General features: G+C 30.8%; 26 protein-coding genes and 1 tRNA gene. 26 read left to right on the top strand and 1 reads right to left on the bottom strand.

The window, feature by feature from the left end; all coding sequences use genetic code 11:
- Positions 1-149 precede the first annotated feature (149 nt).
- The 26 genes from Q0410_RS05745 (at position 150) to Q0410_RS05620 (ending at position 21169) form a co-directional block, all read left to right on the top strand.
- Complete coding sequence (locus tag Q0410_RS05745) at positions 150-272, top strand: hypothetical protein (protein WP_299034147.1); 123 nt, start codon at positions 150-152, stop codon at positions 270-272.
- A gap of 92 nt (positions 273-364) precedes the next feature.
- A complete protein-coding gene (locus tag Q0410_RS05740; protein WP_299034144.1) occupies positions 365-865 on the top strand; it encodes a hypothetical protein in 501 nt (166 codons plus the stop codon).
- Positions 846-2177 (top strand): PBSX family phage terminase large subunit, encoded by a 1332-nt coding sequence (locus Q0410_RS05735; protein ID WP_299034141.1) that lies wholly within the window; start codon positions 846-848, stop codon positions 2175-2177. The genes Q0410_RS05740 and Q0410_RS05735 overlap by 20 nt, the downstream gene beginning before the upstream one ends.
- Before the next feature lie 2 nt (positions 2178-2179).
- Positions 2180-3526, top strand: a complete 1347-nt coding sequence (locus Q0410_RS05730) for a phage portal protein (RefSeq protein WP_299034139.1) — start codon at positions 2180-2182, stop codon at positions 3524-3526.
- Positions 3527-3530: 4 nt separating this feature from the next.
- Positions 3531-4667 (top strand): phage minor capsid protein, encoded by a 1137-nt coding sequence (locus tag Q0410_RS05725; RefSeq protein ID WP_299034136.1) that lies wholly within the window; start codon positions 3531-3533, stop codon positions 4665-4667.
- Positions 4664-4894: a hypothetical protein gene (locus Q0410_RS05720; protein ID WP_299034133.1), complete on the top strand. Its 231-nt coding sequence runs from the start codon at positions 4664-4666 to the stop codon at positions 4892-4894. Before Q0410_RS05725 ends, Q0410_RS05720 begins: the two co-directional genes overlap by 4 nt.
- Positions 4891-5064, top strand: coding sequence for a hypothetical protein (locus Q0410_RS05715; RefSeq protein ID WP_299034130.1), 174 nt, complete (start codon positions 4891-4893; stop codon positions 5062-5064). The genes Q0410_RS05720 and Q0410_RS05715 overlap by 4 nt, the downstream gene beginning before the upstream one ends.
- A 33-nt stretch (positions 5065-5097) precedes the next feature.
- Positions 5098-5184 (top strand) — tRNA-Ser (locus Q0410_RS05710).
- A 67-nt stretch (positions 5185-5251) separates the two neighbouring features.
- Positions 5252-5824, top strand: a complete 573-nt coding sequence (locus Q0410_RS05705; protein ID WP_299034126.1) for a phage scaffolding protein — start codon at positions 5252-5254, stop codon at positions 5822-5824.
- A 17-nt stretch (positions 5825-5841) separates the two neighbouring features.
- The gene (locus tag Q0410_RS05700; protein ID WP_299034123.1) at positions 5842-6885 is read left to right on the top strand and encodes a phage coat protein; all 1044 of its coding nucleotides are present in this window, start codon (positions 5842-5844) and stop codon (positions 6883-6885) included.
- A 17-nt stretch (positions 6886-6902) separates the two neighbouring features.
- Positions 6903-7301, top strand: a complete 399-nt coding sequence (locus Q0410_RS05695; RefSeq protein WP_299034120.1) for a hypothetical protein — start codon at positions 6903-6905, stop codon at positions 7299-7301.
- 1 nt (position 7302) lies between these two features.
- Positions 7303-7683 (top strand): hypothetical protein, encoded by a 381-nt coding sequence (locus Q0410_RS05690; protein ID WP_299034118.1) that lies wholly within the window; start codon positions 7303-7305, stop codon positions 7681-7683.
- Positions 7683-8036 (top strand): minor capsid protein, encoded by a 354-nt coding sequence (locus Q0410_RS05685; protein WP_299034115.1) that lies wholly within the window; start codon positions 7683-7685, stop codon positions 8034-8036. Before Q0410_RS05690 ends, Q0410_RS05685 begins: the two co-directional genes overlap by 1 nt.
- Positions 8033-8458 carry a hypothetical protein gene (locus tag Q0410_RS05680; RefSeq protein ID WP_299034112.1) on the top strand — a complete coding sequence of 142 codons (426 nt, stop codon included), beginning with the start codon at positions 8033-8035 and terminating at the stop codon, positions 8456-8458. Before Q0410_RS05685 ends, Q0410_RS05680 begins: the two co-directional genes overlap by 4 nt.
- Positions 8458-9006 carry a hypothetical protein gene (locus tag Q0410_RS05675; RefSeq protein WP_299034108.1) on the top strand — a complete coding sequence of 183 codons (549 nt, stop codon included), beginning with the start codon at positions 8458-8460 and terminating at the stop codon, positions 9004-9006. The genes Q0410_RS05680 and Q0410_RS05675 overlap by 1 nt, the downstream gene beginning before the upstream one ends.
- A gap of 70 nt (positions 9007-9076) precedes the next feature.
- A complete protein-coding gene (locus Q0410_RS05670) occupies positions 9077-9544 on the top strand; it encodes a hypothetical protein (RefSeq protein WP_299034105.1) in 468 nt (155 codons plus the stop codon).
- On the top strand, positions 9516-10115 hold the full coding sequence (locus Q0410_RS05665) for a Gp15 family bacteriophage protein (protein ID WP_299034102.1): 600 nt from the start codon (positions 9516-9518) through the stop codon (positions 10113-10115). Before Q0410_RS05670 ends, Q0410_RS05665 begins: the two co-directional genes overlap by 29 nt.
- Before the next feature lie 34 nt (positions 10116-10149).
- Positions 10150-14760, top strand: coding sequence for a phage tail tape measure protein (locus Q0410_RS05660; RefSeq protein ID WP_299034099.1), 4611 nt, complete (start codon positions 10150-10152; stop codon positions 14758-14760).
- Positions 14757-15419, top strand: coding sequence for a hypothetical protein (locus tag Q0410_RS05655; protein ID WP_299034096.1), 663 nt, complete (start codon positions 14757-14759; stop codon positions 15417-15419). Before Q0410_RS05660 ends, Q0410_RS05655 begins: the two co-directional genes overlap by 4 nt.
- On the top strand, positions 15413-17482 hold the full coding sequence (locus tag Q0410_RS05650) for a phage tail protein (RefSeq protein ID WP_299034093.1): 2070 nt from the start codon (positions 15413-15415) through the stop codon (positions 17480-17482). The genes Q0410_RS05655 and Q0410_RS05650 overlap by 7 nt, the downstream gene beginning before the upstream one ends.
- A 23-nt stretch (positions 17483-17505) precedes the next feature.
- A complete protein-coding gene (locus Q0410_RS05645; RefSeq protein ID WP_299034090.1) occupies positions 17506-17661 on the top strand; it encodes a hypothetical protein in 156 nt (51 codons plus the stop codon).
- On the top strand, positions 17661-18080 hold the full coding sequence (locus tag Q0410_RS05640; protein WP_299034087.1) for a holin family protein: 420 nt from the start codon (positions 17661-17663) through the stop codon (positions 18078-18080). The genes Q0410_RS05645 and Q0410_RS05640 overlap by 1 nt, the downstream gene beginning before the upstream one ends.
- Entirely contained in the window at positions 18073-19347 is a 1275-nt protein-coding gene (locus Q0410_RS05635; protein ID WP_299034084.1) for a peptidoglycan amidohydrolase family protein, read from the top strand. The genes Q0410_RS05640 and Q0410_RS05635 overlap by 8 nt, the downstream gene beginning before the upstream one ends.
- Before the next feature lie 10 nt (positions 19348-19357).
- Entirely contained in the window at positions 19358-19678 is a 321-nt protein-coding gene (locus tag Q0410_RS05630; protein WP_299034081.1) for a hypothetical protein, read from the top strand.
- Positions 19671-20729: a hypothetical protein gene (locus Q0410_RS05625; protein ID WP_299034078.1), complete on the top strand. Its 1059-nt coding sequence runs from the start codon at positions 19671-19673 to the stop codon at positions 20727-20729. Before Q0410_RS05630 ends, Q0410_RS05625 begins: the two co-directional genes overlap by 8 nt.
- On the top strand, positions 20726-21169 hold the full coding sequence (locus tag Q0410_RS05620; RefSeq protein ID WP_299034075.1) for a hypothetical protein: 444 nt from the start codon (positions 20726-20728) through the stop codon (positions 21167-21169). Before Q0410_RS05625 ends, Q0410_RS05620 begins: the two co-directional genes overlap by 4 nt.
- A gap of 194 nt (positions 21170-21363) precedes the next feature.
- Here the strand turns inward: Q0410_RS05620 and Q0410_RS05615 are convergent, their stop codons facing one another.
- A complete protein-coding gene (locus Q0410_RS05615; RefSeq protein ID WP_299034150.1) occupies positions 21364-22533 on the bottom strand; it encodes an IS110 family transposase in 1170 nt (389 codons plus the stop codon).
- Positions 22534-22544: the final 11 nt, after the last annotated feature.

The raw sequence follows: 22544 nt of genomic DNA, 5'->3' as shown, positions 1-22544 counted from the left end.
TTCTGATAAATTATTATAATATAGTTATTTTTAGAAAAAGGTTAATTATTTTTAAACTATAAGCATGTGAACCCTTTCTATAATAATGTTTTATAGGATAAGCACCGAAAAGGTGCTTTTTCTTTACTTAATTTTAAGGAAGAGTGAAAGTGAAAGAAGCTAAGAAAGAGTTAAAACCTTTTATAGATAGGTTTAATAAAAAATCTGTAGAATTAGCTAAAAAATATAATGTTAAAGCTCAAAAATTTAATATAAAGGCTTTTATGAGGTAAAAAAAGTAAATAAATATTGATTAAGATATAGGCTTAGACTTGTATCTTTTTTATTTAAAAATATAAAATGATATTGAAAGGTGGGTGAGTAATTGCTGACTCCTAAAAGAGAAAAATATGTCCAAGGACTACATAAAGGATTGTCACAAAGGAAAGCCTATCGAGAAGCTTATCCAAGTAGCAGAAAATGGAAGGATTCCACAGTAGATAAGAGAGCAAGTGAGCTTTATTTAACTAGGGAGATTCAGGGGAGATTACAGGAATTAAAAGAAAAAGACGAGAAAGAGATACGAGAACAAAAACTTTGGTCTTTTGAAAAATCTGTAACTGGTCTTATGTGGATAATGCAAAAATCACAAAAAGATATTGAACATGCAGGTGTTAGGACAGCAAATTCAAAAGCATTTATAGACGCTTTAAAAGAATTAAATGATTTACTAGGCTATGGTTTAGAAAGAGAAACAAAAATTAATCTTGATAAAGCAAGAATTGAAAAAATAAAAGCTGAAACTGATAAGTTAAAAGGTATTGCAGAAGAAATTGAAGACTTAGAAGATATAGAGGAAGAAATCTATGGAAGTAAAGAAGATTAGGAAAAGAAAAACTATACCTTTTAATTTTTCAAAAAAACATAAAGATTATATAAGAGCTTGCAAGGATAATACTTTTAATTTTGCGGAAGGTGCTATCAGAGCTGGTAAAACTGTAGACAATGTTTTTGCTTTTGCACAAGAATTAAAAACTTGCAAAGATAGAATACACTTAGCAACAGGATCAACTGTAGGAAACGCAAAGTTAAATATAGGAGATGCTAACGGTTTTGGCCTTGAATACATATTTAGAGGACAATGCAGGCGGAGCAAGTATAAAGATAATGAAGCCTTAGTTATTAAAGGAATATCAACAGGCTTTAAAACAAAAATAGTAATATTTGCAGGAGGTGGAAAAGCTGATAGTTATAAAAGGATAAGGGGTAACTCTTATGGAATGTGGATAGCAACCGAAATAAACTTGCATCATGTAAATACAATAAAGGAAGCATTTAACAGAACCGCAGCAGCTATTAATAGAAAATTCTTTTGGGACCTTAACCCTTCTAGTCCAGACCACTTTATATATAGCGATTATATAGATAAATATCAAAAAATATCAAATGAAGGCAAAGATATTGGCGGATATAATTATCAACATTTTACTATCGATGACAATATAAACATTTCCAAAGAAAGAATAAATGAAATAAAATTACAGTATGATCCAAATTCTGTATGGTACAAAAGAGATATAGAAGGACTTAGGATTGTAGCAGAAGGGCTTGTATATAAACAGTTTGCAAACACTCCTGAAAAACGGTTATTAAAAGACAAACCTAGAAATCTACAAACAATACAAGTTGGAGTTGACTTTGGTGGTAATAACTCAAAGCACGCTTTTGTAGCGACAGGTTTTACTAGAGGATTTAAAGAAGTTATAGCCTTAGCTAGTGTAAAATATGAACCTGATACGTCAGTCACTTTAAATAATCAACTAATAGATTTTGTTAGAGAAGTTCAAGCAAATTATGGCAAGGTTGATGTTGTTTATGCAGATAATGCGGAACAAGTATTAATTAAAAGTATGCAAAAAGCCTTAATTAATAATAATATAAATATCAAAGTTAGAAACTCAATAAAGAATGAAATTATAGATAGAATACGATTGGTAAATAGCTTAATAGCAACTGATCGCTTTTTTTATACGAAAGATTGTGAAACCTTAGTTGATGCTTTATCAACAGCGGTATACAAGGAAAACGAAAAGAAAAAGGAAGATGAAAGATTAGATGATGGAACAAGTGATATTGATACTCTAGATGCTTTTGAGTATTCAATAGAAAAATATTTAAAAATTCTTATGAAGGTGTAAAAATGCTAGAAAATGAGATAAGAAAAATTTATAGAGCGGAACAAAATGATATACAAAATAATCACCAAATATGGCTAGATTGTTATCAAGGAGATCCTTATTGGCTTAATAATATTATAGACCCAGAAGATAAGTTATCTTTGAATTTGCCGGTAGGAATAACAAGCGAGTTAGCAAGATTAACTGTTATAGAGCTTGAAAGCGAAGTTAGCGATGATAACTTAAACGAGATATATCAAAAGCTATTAAAACAAATAAGACGTATTACAGAATACGGTTTAGCATTAGGTGGAATAATGTTAAAGCCTTATATAGAAAATGTTGAAAGTAAAAAAATAGATATAGATATAGTTCCGGCTAATAGATTTCTAGTTTTAGGTTATACAAGTTTTGGAGATGCTAATCACGTTGTATTTATTGATAGGATACAAAAAATAGATAAAAAAGGAAATCCTATTTATTTTACAAGACTTGAAGAACATCAAATAAAAGATAAATATATAATCACAAATAGTGCTTATATGAGTAAAGATATTAATAGCTTAGGTGATGAGATAAGTCTAGAATTTATTGATGAATGGGCGGATATAAAAGAAGATGCTGAAATTGATTCAGAAATACCATTATTTGCCTATTTTAAAAATCCTCAATCAAATAACTTAGATATTGAAAGTTATGACGGTATATCTTGTTTTGCTAGAGCTATAAGCTTGATACAAGATGCAGACGAACAGTATCAAAGAATTATGTGGGAGTATAGAGGTTCTGAACTTGCTATTGATGCAGATGTGACACTACTTAAACAAAGCGGAGATTTACCAAAAGGCAAAGACAGATTATTTAGAAACTTAGGACGAGATTATGATGGAGATTTCTATCAAGTCTTTTCACCTACAATTAGAGATAGTTCACTTTTTAATGGTTTAAATAAAATACTTGAAAAAATAGAGTTTGTAAGTGGACTAGCTTATGGCACACTTTCAGAACTACAAGAAACATCAAAAACAGCAACAGAAATCAAGGCTAGTAAGCAAAGATCATATTCAACAGTAAAAGATATCCAAAACGAAATGGAAAGCACCTTGAGGGATTTTATCGATATATTAGCCTTTTGGTGCAAGCAATTAAATATAAATATAGACGAAAAATATACTGTAAGTTTTGATTGGGACGATTCTATTGTGGTTGATAGCGAAACTGAAAGGCTAGCTAAAATACAAGAAGTTGCAGCAGGCTTATTAAGTCCGGAAGCCTACATAAAACGGAGATATGGAGTAGATGATGAAGGTGTAAAAGAATATTTACCTAACGCAGAAGAAAGTGATAGAGATATTCTAGAAGAGGAGTAAAAAAATGTTAACTCCCGAATACTTAGCAAACGTAACAAATGATTTAGTTGGTTTATATGAAGATTTAGAAGATGAAATATTAAAAGATATAGCAAGACGAATAAAAAAGTCAAATGGTTTAACAGCAACGGCAGAAAGACAAGCGGAAGTATTATTAGAAAATGGTTACTCATTAGAAGAATTAGAAGAAAAATTAAAACCTTATATAAAAGATATAAATGTAGAAGTTGAGGATTTAATTAAAAATTCATCTTTAAAACATTATGAAGATGAACAAAAAGCCTACAAGCTAGCAAATAAAGAGCTTATAGATTTAATAAAAAATCCAATAGCAAACAAAAGAATAAACGCCTGTATAGATAAGCTTATTATAGGCACAGGAAACATAACAGAATCAAAAGGAGTTGTCTATCAAGGTAAAAGTATACCCTTAAATGAATTTTACAAGCACGAGCTGAATAAGGCGGTTTTTAAGATAGGTTCAGGTGCTTTTGATAAACAATCAGCAATAAGAAAGTTAGTAAATAACTTAGCCGATAGCGGTATAAAAGAAATCAATTATCAAGATAGCGGTAAAAATTATAGTTTAGAATCATCAGTAAAAATGACAGTAAGAACCGCCCTTAATCAACTAACAGGAGAAATAAGCTTAGATAATGCCAAAGATATGAAACAAGATCTTATGGAACTAACAGCACACGCAGGAGCAAGACCAACTCACGAAGTTTGGCAAGGTCAAATAGTATCATTAAGTGGTAGAGACGGATATTTAAGTCTAGATGATATAGAATATGGAGAAGTGACTGGATTTCAAGGCGCAAATTGTCGCCACAACTGGTATCCGTTTTTTGAAGGAATATCAGAAAGAGCCTATACAGATGAAGAACTAGAAGATATTGACCCAGAACCTTTTGAATTTAATGGAAAAGAATATAGCTATTATGATGCCACTCAAAAACAAAGACAAATAGAAAGATCTATAAGAAAATATAAAAGACAAGCCTTGATGTATGAAGAACTTGAAGATGAAGATATGTTATTAGCAAGCAAAGTGAGATTACAAAGGCAAAGACAATTATATAAGGACTTTAACAAGGCGGGAAAATTAAAAGCAAATAATTTTAATTTATTTACAAAATGAAATTATCAATATATCACTATCCAAAAATGGAAAGAAAATGGTTACTTAAACGAGAGCATGGAAAATATAAACAACATGCTCATTTTTATACCAAAAAAGAAGCTGAACAATGTAGAAAACTAATCGATGCAAATATATATCCTAGAGAAGAAAAATATAAAATTGCTATGCAAAGAATATTGACTGAAAAAGAATTTAAAAAAATATGTAAAGGAAATAATAAATGAGTAAAGAACTTAAAATTTCAGATTATGACAGAATTGTTATTTGTGCGGAAAATGATGAAGAATTAATTTGTTTAATCGAAGATAACGAAGATGGAGAAATCATAATCAAAGATGGATATGAAGTAAGGTTGAGACCAAAAAACAGAAATGAAGAAGAAATAATTTTATAACTTATTAGTGGATTTTATATCCACTTTTTTTATGGAGTATTACTCAAGAGGTAAAGAGGGTTGATTGCTAATCAATTAGTACAGAATGTAGCGTAGGTTCGAATCCTACATACTCCGCCATTGGTTGGAAAACCTAAAATTCAAACCTAGTTCAAAGCAACGAACTGAAAAGCTTAGGGAGGAAAAAATGAAGACAGAAGAATTAAAAGAATTAGGACTAACTGACGAGCAAATTAAAGAAGTATTTAGATTAAACGGTCTAGACTTAAAAAACTATCAAGAATTAAAAGAAAATAATCAAGCATTAAGTGCTGAAAATGATAGTTTAAAAAACTCATTAAATGAAGCAAATACAACTATTGAAGGATTTAAGGACAAAGATTTAGATATTGAAGAAATTAAAAAGCAAGCAGATGACTACAAGGCAAAATTTGAAGAATCACAAGTTCAAAGACAAAAGGATATAGAAGCGATAAAGCTTGATAATACAATAAATTTAAGCCTTTTAAAGTCTGGGGCAAAAAACACAAAAGCGGTAAGGGCCTTACTTGATATTGATAATTTAAAAGAATCTAAAAATCTTAATGATGACCTTGAAACCCAAATTAAAAATTTGCAAGAATCAGATAGTTACTTATTCAAGGTAGATGACGAAGCGGACAAAAGATCTATGGGGAGAGGTAATAATCTACCTCCTAAAGATATTTCAGATATGTCTTATCTTGAAATTAAAAAAATGCAAGAAAAAGGAAAAAAATAAAATAAGGAGAATAAAATATGCCAGGAATTTTTGATAAAACAGTATTTAATCCAGAAGCTTTTACTACTTATATGAATGTATTAGAAGCTAAAAGAAGTAACGAGCTTATAAAATCATCAGCGATTGTAGAAAGACCGGACTTAAAAACAATTATGTCTAATCAAGTTGCAGGAAATATTGTTACAGTTCCTATTGCAGGAATGATTGATGGAAAAGCCGACAACTATGACGGACAAACAGATATTACAACAGATTCAACAAACACTTATTCACAACAAAGAATTGTAATAGGTAGAGCACACTCATGGACTGAAAAAGACTTTATCTTTGATATTACAGGTGGATATGATCCAATTTATCAAGTTGTAGCAAATCAACTATTAGATTGGTGGGATGCTGTAAAACAAGATGACCTCTTAGCAATTCTTGAAGGTTTATTCAAGATGACAGGTACAGAAAATGCAAAATTTGTAAAAGAACACACTTATGAGGAAGACGTATTTAATGAAACAACTTTAAATAACGCACTACAACAAGCTTTTGGAGAAAGAAAATCCAAATTTGCAGCAGCCTTTATGCACTCATCAGTTGCAACTGGATTAGAAAACTTACAACTTTTAGGATATGCAAAATATACAGATGCTAACGGAATTCAAAGGGATATGCAATTAGGTTCTTTAAATGGTAGACCGGTTATTATTGACGATTCTTTGCCAGTTGGAGCAGACGGGAAATATACTACTTATATTTTAGGAGAAAGAGCCATTGAATATACTCCTGTTGGAGCAAAAGTTCCAAACGAAGTTGATAGAGATCCAAAAGTAAATGGTGGACAAGATTCATTGTATACAAGAGATAGATACTGCTATGCACCTTTTGGAATTTCTTTTACAGCTAAAAGCCTTGCATCTCTTTCACCAACAGTTGATGAACTAAAAACTGGTACTAACTGGGAAGTTGTTAAAGATGGAGATAATAAACCTATACCATTTAATCAAATACCTATAGCAAGAATTATCACAGCCTTAGAAGCTCCAAAATCACCAGGTACAGGAGAATAAGAAAGAGAGGTTAATTAATGTTAACCTATGAAGAATTTAAAGAAAAACATCAAGAAATTGATTTAGATAAAACAACTTTTACCTTGATACAAAATAATTTATTAAGAACAGTTAACTATGTAACATTTAACCGCATTGATTTTAGCGATAAAACACAGCTAGAAACGTTCAATAAGCTTCTAGCTAGTGTTATTATATCTTTATATATAAATGGCTTTATAGTCGAGAATATGAACGATAACAGTTCAGAAAAAGAACTCAAATCAGAAGCTATAGGTGAATACAAAAAAGAATATTATGATCCAAATTCTAGAAAATTAAATGATGCCGAAAAACAAAAAAAGACTGATGATATAATCTACAAAGCTATTAAAGAAACCTATGGCCATACAGGTTTAATGTATAGGGGCTTTTAGTATGGGAAACTTAAATAATAAATCTATATTAAGTGCTAATGCAAAGGTTACGGTTATAAAACAGTTTATAAGAAATAGGCAAACAGAATATAGGATTATAGGTACTTTTAATGCCTTGCGGATAGAAAATAAAGGCTATAATAGCAACTTAACAAGTAGAGACAGAAAAGATATAGACAAGGTTACTTGCTATATTTTGAAAGTTTTAAAAGAATTAGATAGTGAAGATATAATAATCAGAAACGATGACGAAAAAAACATAGTAGAATGTAATAGTCTAAAACAATATCAAGAAAAGTATGATGCTCATGTTATAACTACCAGCGATGTATATGATTTTGGAAATCCAGATATGTGGTACACCAGGATTGGAGCAAAGTAATGAAAATAACATTATTAGCATTTGATTATGATATTGAAAAATCATTAAGACAAAGAAGTTTACAAGAAAGAGGAGCAGTTCAAAAGTTTATTGACAGCGAAGTTATAAGGAGAATGGATCCTTATACCCCATTTAGAGACGGTGACTTAAAATCAGCACCGATCAAACAAACTTCAATAGGTAGTGGACTGATAGTTCAACAAACACCATATGCTAGACGCTGGTATAATAATTGGGCGAAATTTAATGGTGCTCCAACAAGAGGTAATAAATGGTTTGAAAAAATGAAAGTAAGTCATAAAGAAAGCATTTTAAGAGGGGCAGCAGCTATTTGTGGAGGTAGAGCAAAATGAAATCTATAATTGAAAGTGTTAGAGATTATTTTTTAAACTGTCCTTATCTTTTAGATAATGTAAGACTTAATGTGGATTTTTTAAGTGAAAATCCAATCGAATATGGTTTATATACCGAAGTTGGAGATACATTAATAAAAAAATACGTTGATGGGGACAAGTTAAAACAATTCAATTTTATATTTGTAACAACTACACACATGAGCGGAGATTTAATAGAACAATTAGAAAACTCTTCTTTTTTTGATAAATTAAAAAATTGGATTGAAGAAGAAAATAGGAAAAAAAATTATCCTATACTTGAAGGAAATAAATATCCATTAGGTATAGAGGTGATTACAGACGGATATTTGAGTAATGCAAACGCAGATAGTGCTCAATATCAAATTCAAATGAAATTAAAATACATGGAGGTTATTTAATGGAAAATACTGAAATATTAAAATCACTAAAAGAGTTTAAGGGTCTAGTATTAAGAGCTGACCTTGTTTCTTTTATGGAAGTAAAAGATAAATATTACAGAATGAAAGGTTTTACTGAACTACCTAGAAGTAAAGAAGTACAAGAATATTCAAGACAATATGTAGATGAATATTCAGAAAGAACTTCATCAGTAGGTATGACTGAAACAATCGACTATACTTTTGATAAGTACAAGGACAATCCAGTACATGAAAGAATTATAGAAATCACAGATAAAGAACTATTAGCAGATGATGCGACTGTAAATATTGTGGTTGTAGATTTTTCTAAAGACTTAGGCGGTGGAAAATTCTATGCTAGAAAAAGAAATTATACAGTAGTTCCAGATACAGACGGTGACGGAACAGAAGCTTATCAATATTCAGGTTCATTTACTGCAAACGGAAAATCAATTGAAGGTTATATTACAGCAAGTGAAGATTCTTCTGATATCTTAACAATTGAATTTAAGGATGGAGAAGTAACAGAAGAAGGCACAGGAGTTTAAAAGAATTTATAAGGGAGGTTAAAACTCCCTTTTTTTATTTATTTAAATATAAAAAATATGGAGGTTGAATATGGCTTTTAAGAGAAAAGAAAGAAAAGTAATTAGTTTTGATTTTGAATATGAAGGTTTAAACGATACACGAACACTACACTATGAAACTGAACACAGTTTAAAATTAAGTGAAGATTTACAAAAAATATTTAATTTAGCAAGCAATGCTCCCGAAGGAGATATTGACACATTAAGAGAAAAATTTATTAAGGCTTATGATTTAATTTTAGGCCCTGGTGCAATGGCAGATATACAAAAATACGTATATAAAGGTGACGAATTATTATATACTGATCTTCTAGATATAGGTTATTACATGATGGAAGAAATAAATAAGGCTAATAAATTAATAACTAAAGAATACGGATATGATAGGGTTAATAAAATCTTATCAGATGATACAACTAATACTAAAAAAGAAAAACTCTATACAGCAAGTGATATAGCAAAGATTTTAAATGCCAAAAACAATGGACTTCCAAACTAACAGACTACCAAAAAAGGTAAATGTTGATGGTATAGATTTATATTTTAATACTGATTATAGAGTTTGGATAGAGTATTCAAGTTTAATTTTAAACAATGAAATAGATAACGAATATAAAATATTTAAAAGTATTGATTTATGTTATAAAGATGGAATAAAAATCTTAAATTATATTGATTTAGAAACTGCATTTAATAATATAATGCGGTTTTTTCTATGCGGAAAAAAAGAAGAACAGAAAAAAGATAATGAAAAAGAAAATCCAAAGGCAATTTATTCTTTTGATGAAGATTGGGACTATATTTATTCTGCTTTTTTTGAATGTTATAACATAGATTTATTTGAAGTTGATTTACATTGGCGGAAATTTAAAAGCTTATTTAATTCTTTAAGTGATAGTTGTCAATTTTCAAAGATATTAGGATTTAGGGCCATGACTATCAATCCAAAAATGAGCAAAGAACAGAAAAAGTACTATAGAAAAATGAAAAGATTATATGCACTTAAAGACAATAGAAGTGCAGAAGAAAAAGAGTCCTCATTTGCTAAAAGCCTTATGTCGACTATGTAAAAAATATAAAAAGAAAGTGAGGTGAGAAAAGAAAATGAGTGACGGAAAACTATTATTTGATACTAAAATTGACACGTCAGGCTTTAAAGAAGGAATGAGTGGACTTGCAAGTCTAGCATCAAAAGTAGGAAGTGGAATAGCAACAAGTTTAAAAGTAGCGACAGGAGCTTTGACAGCTTTTGGTGGTTATTCTGTTAAGGCTGGTATGGATTTTGATGCAGGTATGAGTGAAGTACAAGCTATATCAGGAGCTAGTGGAGATGAACTTTTAGCTTTAAGAGATAAGGCAAAAGAAATGGGAGCGACCACAAAATTCTCTGCATCTCAATCAGCAGAAGCTATGAAATACATGGGAATGGCAGGTTGGAAAAGTCAAGAAATGATTGATGGTTTACCTGGTATTATGAACCTAGCTGCCGCTTCTGGAGAAGATTTAGGTACTGTTTCAGATATTGTTACAGACTCGCTTTCAGCTTTTGGACTAACTGCTAAAGATACATCGGGTTATGTTGATGTTTTGGCTGCTGCTTCTACAAACTCGAATACTAACGTTTCTATGTTGGGTGAATCTTTTAAGTATGTTGCACCAGTAGCAGGAGCATTAGGATATAGTGCCGAAGATACGGCTATAGCCCTTGGATTGATGGCTAATGCAGGTATTAAGGGATCGCAAGCAGGTACAACATTAAGATCAGCATTTACAAGACTTGCAAATCCTACAAAAAACATGCAAGAGTTAATGGACGAAATTGGATTCTCTATGCTAGACGCTAATGGTAACATGAAATCGCTAGATCAAGTAATGTTAGGTTTAAGAGAATCTATGGGCGGTTTAAGCGAACGATCTCAAACTATGATAGCCGAACAATTGTTTGGTAAACAAGCTATGGCTGGTATGTTAGCGGTAGTAAATGCTTCTGAAGAAGAATATAACAAACTTTCAGATGCTATATATAATTCATCAGGTGCTGCCGAAGAAATGGCAAGAGTTATGAACGATAACCTAAAGGGAGATATCACAATCTTACAATCAGCACTTGAAGGATTAGGTATATCATTATTTGAAAATGTCGACACACCTTTTAGAGAAGTAGTTCAATCGGTTACCAAACAAGTTGATAGGCTTAATAAAACTGTGCAAAACGATCTTGGAAGTCTTCCAAAAGTATTAGGCGACATGATAGCTGACGGTGCAGTTGCTATAGCTGGTAAAGCTCCTAGATTTATAAAAGCAGGGTCAGATTTGATTATGTCTTTTCTTGAGGGACTACATCAAAATTCTGATAAATTAGCATCTAGTGCGACAACTATTATTACAACTTTAATAAATGCTTTCTTAGAAATTGGATCAAAATTTATAGAGGTTGGTCTAGATATAGTACTAAAAATAGGTCAAGGACTAGCAGATAATGCCGATAAATTAACGGTGAAAGCTATAGAAACCTTAGGTAAATTATCTAGCGCCTTTATAAAAGCAATTCCAAAGTTTATTAAAATTGGTGCAGATATCATCAAAGGAATAGCTAAAGGTATTGCACAAAATCCAGATGTAATTATAAAAGAAGTTCCTAAAATATTAACCGCTTTAAGTCTAGCATTTGGCTTGTTTAAGGGTAAAGAAGTAGGCGGAAAATTAATAAAATCAATAGCAGAAGGTCTACAAGGTAATAACTCATCAATAAAAAAATCAGGAATTACAATTATCGATACCTTAATCACAAGCCTTAACAGCAAAAGTCAAGTGTTATGGTTACATGGTTCAGATATAGTAGATAAATTAAAGGATGGTATAGGTTCAAAAACATCTAGTTTAAAAGCGACAGGAAGCAAGCTAATAGAAACCTTATCAAGTTCTATTTCAAAAGGTTTTGCACCGATAAAATCAGCAGGAGAAAAAATATCTACACTATTTGCAACATCTATTTCAAAAATTGGTAATAGTAAATTGTTTGCTATAGGCGGAGACTTAATAAGTAAATTATCTTCTGGGATTTCAGGTGCTTTTGGTATGATAAGTTCAGTTGCTGCTAAAATAATACCGATAATTACAGCGGTTTTATCAAATCCTATAGGATTGGTTGCTGTAGGTGCTTTATTAATTGGAGCAATTATAAAAGGATTTGATATTGATGTTCCAAAGATAGCACATAGTGCAGGTGAAGTTATAGGAAAGATTGCAAAAACAATAGCGAGTGGTGCTAAAAATTTATTTAATGCTGGTAAGTCCTTAATAACTAACATTCACAAAGGATTTTCAAGTGGTATAAACGCATTTTTGCAAGACCCTTCAATACTTATTAAGAAGATAATTTCAATCATAACTAGTGGAGCAAAAGGTCTAGTTAATGCGGGAAAAAGCCTAGTACAAGGTATAAAAGACGGTTGGAATGGTAAAAAATCAGAAGTAGAAGAAGAAGCAAAAAAATTGCCAGATGATATTAATAAGCAAATCGATAGCACATCAACCGTTGAAACAGGCCAAAATATGGTTGAAGGAGTTATTAATGGTTTAAAAGAAGGAACAACAGATATATCAACCGCCTACAAAGAATTAATTAACAACGGAGTATCAGAATCAGATGCAAAAACGATTTTAAGGCAAGAAGGAAAGGCAAGTATTGACGAATACGTTCAAGCAATTCTAGAAAGTTCTGGTGACGTAAGAGGAGCATATACAGCATTAAGGACTAGCGGACTTGATAGCCTGGAAGCTAGCGAAAAGTTCTTTGAAATTGCAGGTTTAAATATTGACGGTTATGTAAATGGAACAGAAGAAGGCGGTCAAACCTATAGAGAAAAAATCCAGGAATTTATGGAAGACGGTTTTACTGAACTTGAAGCTGTAGAAAAAACTTACGAAATAGCAAAAGGAAATATGCAAGGTTTCCAAGATGGAACCGGAGAAAATGCCGAAGGAATCAAAAATGAGTTCCAAACTATGATGGATATAGGTTTAACTGAACTAGAAGCTTTTGATCAAATGTATGAAAAAGGTCAGTTAAACGTTGATGCTTTTGGACAAGGTTCAGCAGTTGGTAAAGAAAATATATATGCTATATACCAATCTTTAAGAGAAGCAGGATTAAGTCCTATGAACGCAATAGAAGCCCTTTACGGAATTGGCTTAGTAAATGCTAATGGATATGCCGAAGGTTCAAGTCAAGGATTAGGGCCTATTGAGGTTGCATATCAAGCTTTAAGAGATGCAGGCCTTACTCAAACTGATATTGCAGAACAATTAAGAAATATAGGTTATTCAAACGTTGATGCATATATTGAAGCCTTAAATACTGGTAGAGCAAGAGTTGGTAAAAGTTACGAGGGATTAGTTCAAGAACCTTTAAATATGCGTAGTGCTATGTTTGATACATCCTACCAACAAGATGGTAAAGCAAAATCAAGTAATTTTGCTATGGGTATTGATAGCGGAAAAGATGGAGTTTTAACTTCTGCTGATAACATTAGAACAACTGCACTAGAAGCAATTAAAAAGGGCGGAGACGAAGCTAAAACATCAGGAGAAAATATATCCTCAAATCTTGCAGGAGGTATTGACTTAGGCAAGGGAAAAGTTGATACATCAATGAAAGGTGTAGAAACAAGTATTAAAAGTTCATTAGACAATACTAAAAATAATTCAAAATCAACAGTTGATGGAATGATGAACGACATGAACTCATCAGTACAAAACGGTAATAAAAACATCAATCAGTCTTTTGAAAGCTTATCAAAAACTATTAATTCAACTATGAATAGTGTAAGCAATACATCAAAATCAACTATTGATAAAATGATGAACGGTATGTCGTCAACTGTTCAAAGTGGGTCAAATAAAATTAGTCAAACTTTTAAAACCTTATCTCAAACAATAAATTCTACAGCCAAAAACATTGCAAACACAACAAATCAAACCTTTAAACAAATGGGCAATCAAATGTCTAGCACTATACAAAGTGCATCAAATAAAGTTACACAAAACTTCAAATCAATGGGGACAAATATTAACTCCACTATAAAACAAACCTCTAGCACAGTAACAAACGGAGCTAGACAAATGATGAACAATTTTGTTAACTCAATAAATAGCGGAGCAAATAACGCAAAAAATTCTATTAGAAATATGTGTAGTTCTATGACAGGCACAATAGCAAGTTATCAAGGACATTTTAATAATGCCGGCTATAACTTAATGGTAGGTTTAGGTAACGGTATATATAACGGAGGATCATATGCGGTAAATGCAGCTATTAGTGTCATGAGAAATGCAGTAAACGCTGCTAAAAGAGCGGCTGCAATTCACTCACCATCAAAAGTGATGAGAGATGAAGTTGGTGCTATGTTTTCAAAAGGTTTAGGACTTGGTATTGAAGATAAGGCAAAGTTTGTAAAAGAAAAAGCAAAGGCCGTTATGGATAGTCTTGTAGATCAAGCAAAAGCTGATATTGAATTAGATATAGCAAGGCCTATAGCAGGCGGATTTCAAAAGAACTTCTCTTTTTCAGGCTATGATAGATACGAAACCGAAGTTAATGTGAATAACGGAGATTTAGTAACATATGTAGAACTAGATAAGAAAATTATAGGAAAATCAGTTGCACCGATAGTAAGTCAAGAAATCAGTAAAGATAAAAGGAGGAGAAGTTGATAGAGTTAAAACAAATACTAAAAAGATATAATGCCCATCTTTTAGCCTATCCAGAAATTCATAATGCTGAAATGAAAAGAAATGAATTTATATCTGGTAATGGAAATGTATTTTATAGTGATCTAAAGACAGGTCTTACTCCTATATCTTTTACTATAGAATATAAAGGCAATAAAGAATGTATAAGAAAACACAGAAACGAACTATCAAAAATATTAGAACTTAATTCAATATCCTTTGACGGTAGAGTTTTTTATGAAGGAAGGTTCTTAGAAAAATCAGTAGAGACTATGTATTTTTTTGAAAAGGTAGAGTATGAAGGAAAAGCTATCGCCAAACTTTATACTCAATCCTATGACCTTGCATTAAATGAAAATAATTTCATTGAAAACTTAGGTAACTTTAAAACTCCTGTAAGGCTTATTTTAAAAGGAAATGGAAGCAATATTTTAATAAAAGGTTTTAATAGTGATATTAAAATAAATAATTTAAATGGAAACTTAACTATAGATGCGGAAAAAGGTATCAGTGATAGTCAAGGTTTAAATAATATAGATTTAATCGAATTTCCTTATATAAATGACGTTTTAAATATATCAATTACAGGTCAAGGTGATTTTACTTGTAGGCTTGAATTTGAGGGTAGGATTATATGCTAGTTTATAAGTTAAATGATAAAAATAATTACACAACTTTTGAGGTCTACAATGAATTTAGTACAACTTTTGAAAGAAATAAGCTTGATATAATTAAATTTGAGATTCCGAAAGATTATAGATATTTATTTTTCAATGAACAGATAATTGAGGTTAATAAGCAATTTTATATTGTGAAAAATATAGAAGATTTAGCAAATACTTATAGGATAGAATGTCATCAAGATATAGGAGATTGGTATCAGTTTAATACTAGAGGTGACTACCCTTATAAAAAGATAGATTATGTTTTAAATGAAGTTAAGCCTATAGGTTGGCAAATAAATATAGTTGGAGATATAAAAGAAAACAGAACTATAAAGGCAGAACATAGACAAAGTTTTGAAATTTTAGAGGAATGCATAAAAAAATATGATGTAGAATACAGGCTTGATAACTACAATAAAATATTAACTATAGGAAAGGACTTAGGAAGTGATCTAGGTTCTTATTTTATGTCTGATTTTAATATAAATAAACAAGATATAAACGTAGAAAGTTTTGAATTTGCAACAAGAATTATACCAGAAGGAATGAATGGCCTTAAAATTAATCAAATAAATGACGGAAAAGACTATCTAGAAAATAACTCTTATTCTGATAGACTAATAACCTACTATTGGAAAGATGAAAGATATACAAATATTCAAAACTTAAAAAACGATGCACAAAAAAAGCTTGATATTTTATCAAGGCCAACCTTAACAATTGAATTAGAAGTGCAGGACTTAAATTCAACTATAAACGCTTATAAAAATGAATACAAGCTATTAGATTATGTTTGGTTAATAGATAGTCATAGAAAGGTTAAAGAAAAATTTAAGATAATTAAGGCTATTTTTTATGAAGATAACCCACTAGAAAATGAAATTATATTAAATAATAAACCGCAAGACTTAATAGATGACGAAGAAAAAAACATAGAATTAACCGAACAAATGTGGGAATACACAAGAACTCAATTTGAAGCTATAGACGGACAAATAAGAGAAAGTGTAGAAACATCAAAAAGATACACAGATGATTCTTTTAAAACATATAAAACTGAAAGAATACAAACTGATAATGAAATAAGAGAGTCAATAACAGAAAGCACAACCTATGTAGATCCAGAAACAGGACAAACAAAGCCTATAGTAGAAAAGGCTTATGAAATTGTAAAAGATATTGATGGAGTTAGAAGTAAAGTCACAAACGAAATTGATAAAACTAATTCAGTTATTGAGCAAAGAGTAAATGAAATTAATTTAAGTATAAATTCAATAGAAAAAGACGTAGAAAATAAAGTTGATGCCGACAAAATAATATCTCAAATAAATCTTTCTAGAGAAGGTGTAAAAATTAGTGGGGATAAAATTGATGTCGATACTTTAAGTTTAAATTTAAAAGTAAATGAAGTAACAACTTATTGGAGCAGGTACTCTGATAAAAAAGCTATCCACATAGCTGGCCCAAATATTGAATTATACAACGAATATGGCAATACCGCTGGAGGTATAACAACAGGTAACTGGGTAAACACTTCAATTAATAATATTAGGCTTGCACACTACCCATCAGACGGAACTATGACCTTATCCTATAGGAGAGATTCTTCCAACTATACTCCATATATAACATTTGATAAATATAACTTAAAAGAAAGATATCCAATAACTATAGCTGAAGACATAGATTTTGGAATTAGAGAAATATACGGAAGATTAAAAATAAATAGTGCTTTAATAATAAAAAGCGGATCAATTTTAACTGTAGACGGAAATATTTCAATAGGAGGAAATTTTACTGCAAGAGGTAATAATAACTTTTATAATGATATAAATATGAACAGTCACGACCTTGTTATGAATAGAGGAGATATTTTACTTGGAAATTCAGGCGAAAGTTTTTCTCTTAAATATATAAGTTATACAGACGGAACAAAAGCAACAAGGATAGAACGGACTAGTAGTACATGGTTTGAGTTTAGAAGTGACGGAGTTGTAGCAGTTAGTAAATTTGGAACAGTATCATATTTAGCACGATAGGCTAAAAGAAAGGAGATAAAAACATGGAGGTAAATTATGAAGATATTATTAAATATTACAATGCTATAGTATCAAAATTAATTGACGATAAAATTATCCTTAATGTAAAGCTTGATGCTGCAAATAATAAAATAAAAGAATTAGAAAAGAAAGATAATGAAGGCGAAGAGGTAGAATAATGCAAAATATTTTAACGGTTATTAAGCGGATATTATCAGCGATAGGAGCTTGGTTAGGATACATTTTAGGAGAAGTAGATGGATTCTTAAATGCATTAATTTTAATGGCGGTTATAGATTACATCACGGGACTAATGGTTGCTGTAGTTGAAAAGAAATTGTCAAGTAGGATAGGTACGAAAGGAATATTTAAAAAACTTCTTATGTTTATGATGGTAGCAATAGCACACATGGTAGATAAAGATATTTTACATACTCATGAAGCTATTAGAACAGCGACCATCTTTTTTTATCTAGCAAATGAGGGGCTATCGATATTTGAAAACTCTTTAAAGTTAGGGCTTCCAGTCCCAGACAAATTAAAAGATACATTTTTGCAACTACAAGAAAGAGAGAAGAAAGGAGATTTAAATGGCTGATATAAATAAGTCTTTAAAACGGTTTGAAAATCATCATCACAGTAAAGGGAATTTCCCTTATTCAATGATAAATAGATACGGAAATCCCGGTTTTGACTGCTCATCTTCTGTTTTTTATGCACTAATAGCAGGAGGTTTCTTGCCTAAAAATCAACATATAGGAAATACAGAAGACCTTTTTGCCCTTGCAAGAAAAGGATATTTTAAAGAAATATATAACTATAGCGAAGTAAGCCCAGGAGATATATTTATAAGAGGAGGAGAAGGGACAAGCTTAGGAGCAGCAGGTCACACAGGAATGTTTTATAAGAAAAATGGAATAGTACACTCAAATTACACAAATAACGGTATATCCTACAATGACGAAAACTCCTATATATCCTATTATCTAGACAAATATAGAAGTAATAACGAAAGATATTTTAGACCTATAAAAGACTTTGAAGAAAAGAAAGTTACACCAAAAAAGGCCATACTCAATAGAGTAATAGATATATCAGAATGGCAAGACCCATCAAAGATTGACTATGACACATTGGCAAAAAACATAGACGGAGCTATATTAAGATGCTCATATACCTATAGTAAAGATAAGAGTCTAAAAGTAGACAAGCACTTTGAAAGGCACTACAAAGAATTATCCAAAAGAAAAGTTCCATTAGGAGCTTATCATTTTTCAAGAGCGGTAAACAAACACGAAGCAATAAAAGAAGCTAATTTTGTTTACGATTTAATAAAAGATAAAACATTTAATTTACCAATTTTTGTAGATATGGAAAGCGAAGAACAAATGAAAACATCAATGAAAGATATATCAACAACTATCTATTATTGGTGCAAAGAACTAGAAAAAAAGAAGTGCTATGTAGGCTTTTATTGTAATATTAGTTTTTTAAATACAAAGGTTCAAGACTTTATTAAAAAAGAATTTACCTTCCGGCTTGCAAACTACACAACAAACCCAGTTCCAAACTACAACGGAAAATATGATATGTGGCAACATACAAACACAGGAAAAGTCCCAGGCTATAATGGTAACTTAGACCTTAATAGAGTTTATAGGGACTATATAAAAGAAATATCATCAATGGGACTTAACGGTACAAAAAAGGATCAAACAAGTACAAGCGAAGATATAAAAAAGGTAGAAGATACCGACACTTTCAAAGTGACAGATGAAGAACTAATAGACTTTATAGCAAAGAAAAATAACACTACAAAAGAAAAAGTCAAAGAAAAAGGCTTTTTTGTAAACTTTAAAAATTAAAGGTGATGATATGTATTGTAATGAAATACTAGAAACAGTAAGAGGTGACACTTTTGAAATAAATATCTTTAACAAAGATTATGATATTTCTAATGGCGATATTGTAAAAATGTCAATCAAAAGAAACCTTGATGAAGAAGTCATCTGGGAAACTGAAGAGACTTTAAAAACAAAAGAAGTTACTACATTAAAATTTACACCTGATCAGATGAAAGATTTAGAAGGTTTCTATTATCTTGATATTGAAATTAGCAATAAAGATAGATCATATGTGTATACACCTTTATTAGCTGATATTAAAGTTAAAAGGGACGTGACAAGAAATGAGTAGTTATGATTTAATTTTAAAAAAGAAAAATAAAAGCTTAACACTTAATATAGCTAGCATTAAAGGCGAAGAAGGAAAGCCCTTAGATATAGAAAAAATTGAAGTTCTTGAAAATCGTGATACAAAAATTACTTTTGATAACGAAAAGCAAACTTCTATCATTATACCATCAGGTAAAGACGCTATTAGTCCCATAATTAATACCGAAGATCAATCAAATAAATTACTTATAAAAATCACCGATAAAGATGGAGACAAACAAGCTGAAATTCCTTATGGTAAAGATGGATATACACCGGTTAAAGGAAAAGATTACTTTGACGGCAAAGACGGATTTAGCCCAACTGTAAAAAGTGAAAGTCAAGCAGAAGGAACTTTAGTAACCATAACAGATGCCAATGGTAATACTGAATTTAAAGTCCTAAATGGTAAAGATGGAATAGTTACTGTAGATAATCTTAGCGATGAAGAATTAATAAGATTTAAAAACTTAGCCTTGCCAACTCTAGAGGAAGACCTTAAAAGAGCCACAGAATTTGATGCTTTAGAAGGTACAGATGATAAAAGAATCATGACACCTTTAACAACAAAAAAAGCTATAGAAAGCTATAATTTTGATGAAAAAATCAATGAAAAAGCATCAATAAGTAACATTGAAAAAACATACAATGACGCTATGGTTGCCCTTGCCCATCTAGCAGATACAGGAAAAGATTTAGTAGATAACGGCGGAAAACTATTTAGAAGTGACATAGAAGTAGGTGTAAGAGTAAAAAACGCAGGAACCACTTACACAATCCCAGATACTGTACAAAAAGCTAGAATATACTTTAAGGCTCAATGCGAAGAACCAACCTTTGATAATTATATTTTCTTTTGGGTTGGTGATGGTACAGATGAAAATCAAAGATTTGTATCAAAACTTGAAAATAGAACCAGACACTATAGTGCAGAAGTAAACCTAGAAAACTCACATGAAATAGTTATATCTACTGTCCAAGCATGGGATAAGACTGTTAAGGTTTGGGACTTTGATTGGAAGGAGGTTTTATGATTGTAAATGAAAATTTAGTATTAAATAGTAATCAAAAGATTACAACTGAAGATTATGAGCTAATTGAATTATCGTTATCAGAAAGTTTACAAGTCGGTGAATCATATACTATAACAGTCTATGGAGAATTTAATGAAGCCCCATTTATTCAAATTTTTAATAGCGTATCTAATGGAGGTAGCTTTGGTAATGCTAATAATTATGGTGACAAATGCATAGGTACATTTGTTTATGATATTAGAAGAGAAGGACAAGTACACAATAAACTAATTTTATATAATGTCGATAGGTATAAAAAATATAAAATCTCTATAGACAAAATTAAGTTAGAAGAAGGCAATCAAAGCACAGTATATATCCCTAATAATAGTGATATAAACATTGAAAACAACGCATTTTCAGTCGGGGGGGGGTACTACAAAGAAATCAAAAGTATATAAAAGAATTAACCTCCTTAAAAGAAAGACTAACTATTAAAAGTCAAGAGTTTAAACGAAAAAAAATATAAGGATTGATATTGATAAAAACTGAATAAAAATAAGCATGAAAAAACCCCCTAGAATTTAAGACTAAAAAAATAGGGTTAGAAAAGTTTTTGATTTTTGGATTGTAATTTTTCAAAATCAAGCAAAAACTAACTTTGTTGTTGATAAGGTTCATTTTTAGTTAAGACAGCAAAAATAGTATGGCAAAGCTTTCTAGCAACAGCGTTTGTTGCAACTAAATGATGCTTTCCTTCTGCAATTTTCTTTTGGTAATAATCAGAAAAAACCGGGTCACAAAATTCAGCCCTAAGAGCGGATTGAAACAAAGCACGTCTTAAATAAGGAGAACCTCTTTTAGTCATATGATTAGAGGTAGATTCAAACTCTCCTGATTGAGAAATACTTGCATCAATTCCGGCATAAGCAACAAGTTTTGAAGGATTAGAAAATCTTTTAATATCTCCAATCTCGCCTAGTATTGTAGCTCCATTAACAGAACCAATACCTGGAATTGTAGTAATTGGAGAGTTGAGTTTTTCAAGTAAAATTTCAATTTCTTTTTCAACATCTAAAACTTGATTTTGAATAAAAGAAATTTGCTCGATAAGCATTTTGATTTGTAAGCTGAAAGAATCCATGCAGAAATTAACGCCAAAAGATTTAGAAGCTTTCTTAGAAAGTTCTTCAAGTTTTTTAGATGCAAACTTCTTTCTGGAAACATTATCTAAAAAAGATTGTAAATCTTCAGAATTGATATCTTCAAAGTCTGAAGGAGTAGAGAAATTTGAAAGTATTTCTTTAGAAGTCTTTCCAAAAATATTACTAAAAGAAGGGGCGTATTCAGGGAAAACTTGGTCTAAAAGAGCAATGGTCTTTCTTTTAAGATCACCAATTGATGATACGAGATAAGACCTGAATCTGGAAAGATTTCTCAAAGACAAATAGTCCTCGTTAGACAAAGAAGTTTCAACAAAATCACCGTATCTAATAAGATCCGCTATTAAAAGAGAATCAATAATATCAGTTTTTCTCTTTCTGATTTCAATACCTTGCCTCCAACCGTCAGTTTGGATTGGATTGATAACACGGACAGTGAAGTTTTTTTGGGCAAGATATGAGTATAGAGATAACCAATAATGACCCGTAGCTTCCATACCAATTTCAAGTTCATTTTTGAAATTTTCTAATTTGCAGATTAAACTTTCAACCCCATCAATAGAATTTGAAAAAGAAAAAGCCTTAAAAACAACTTTTTTCTTATCATCCATAAGTGATGCAACATGAGTATTTTTACCAATATCAATACCTAAATAAAACATAAGATACCTCG

It is taken from the genome of uncultured Anaerococcus sp. (genome assembly GCF_937934665.1).
Lineage (GTDB): Bacteria > Bacillota > Clostridia > Tissierellales > Peptoniphilaceae > Anaerococcus.
This window is presented reverse-complemented; position numbering and strand designations above follow the sequence as displayed.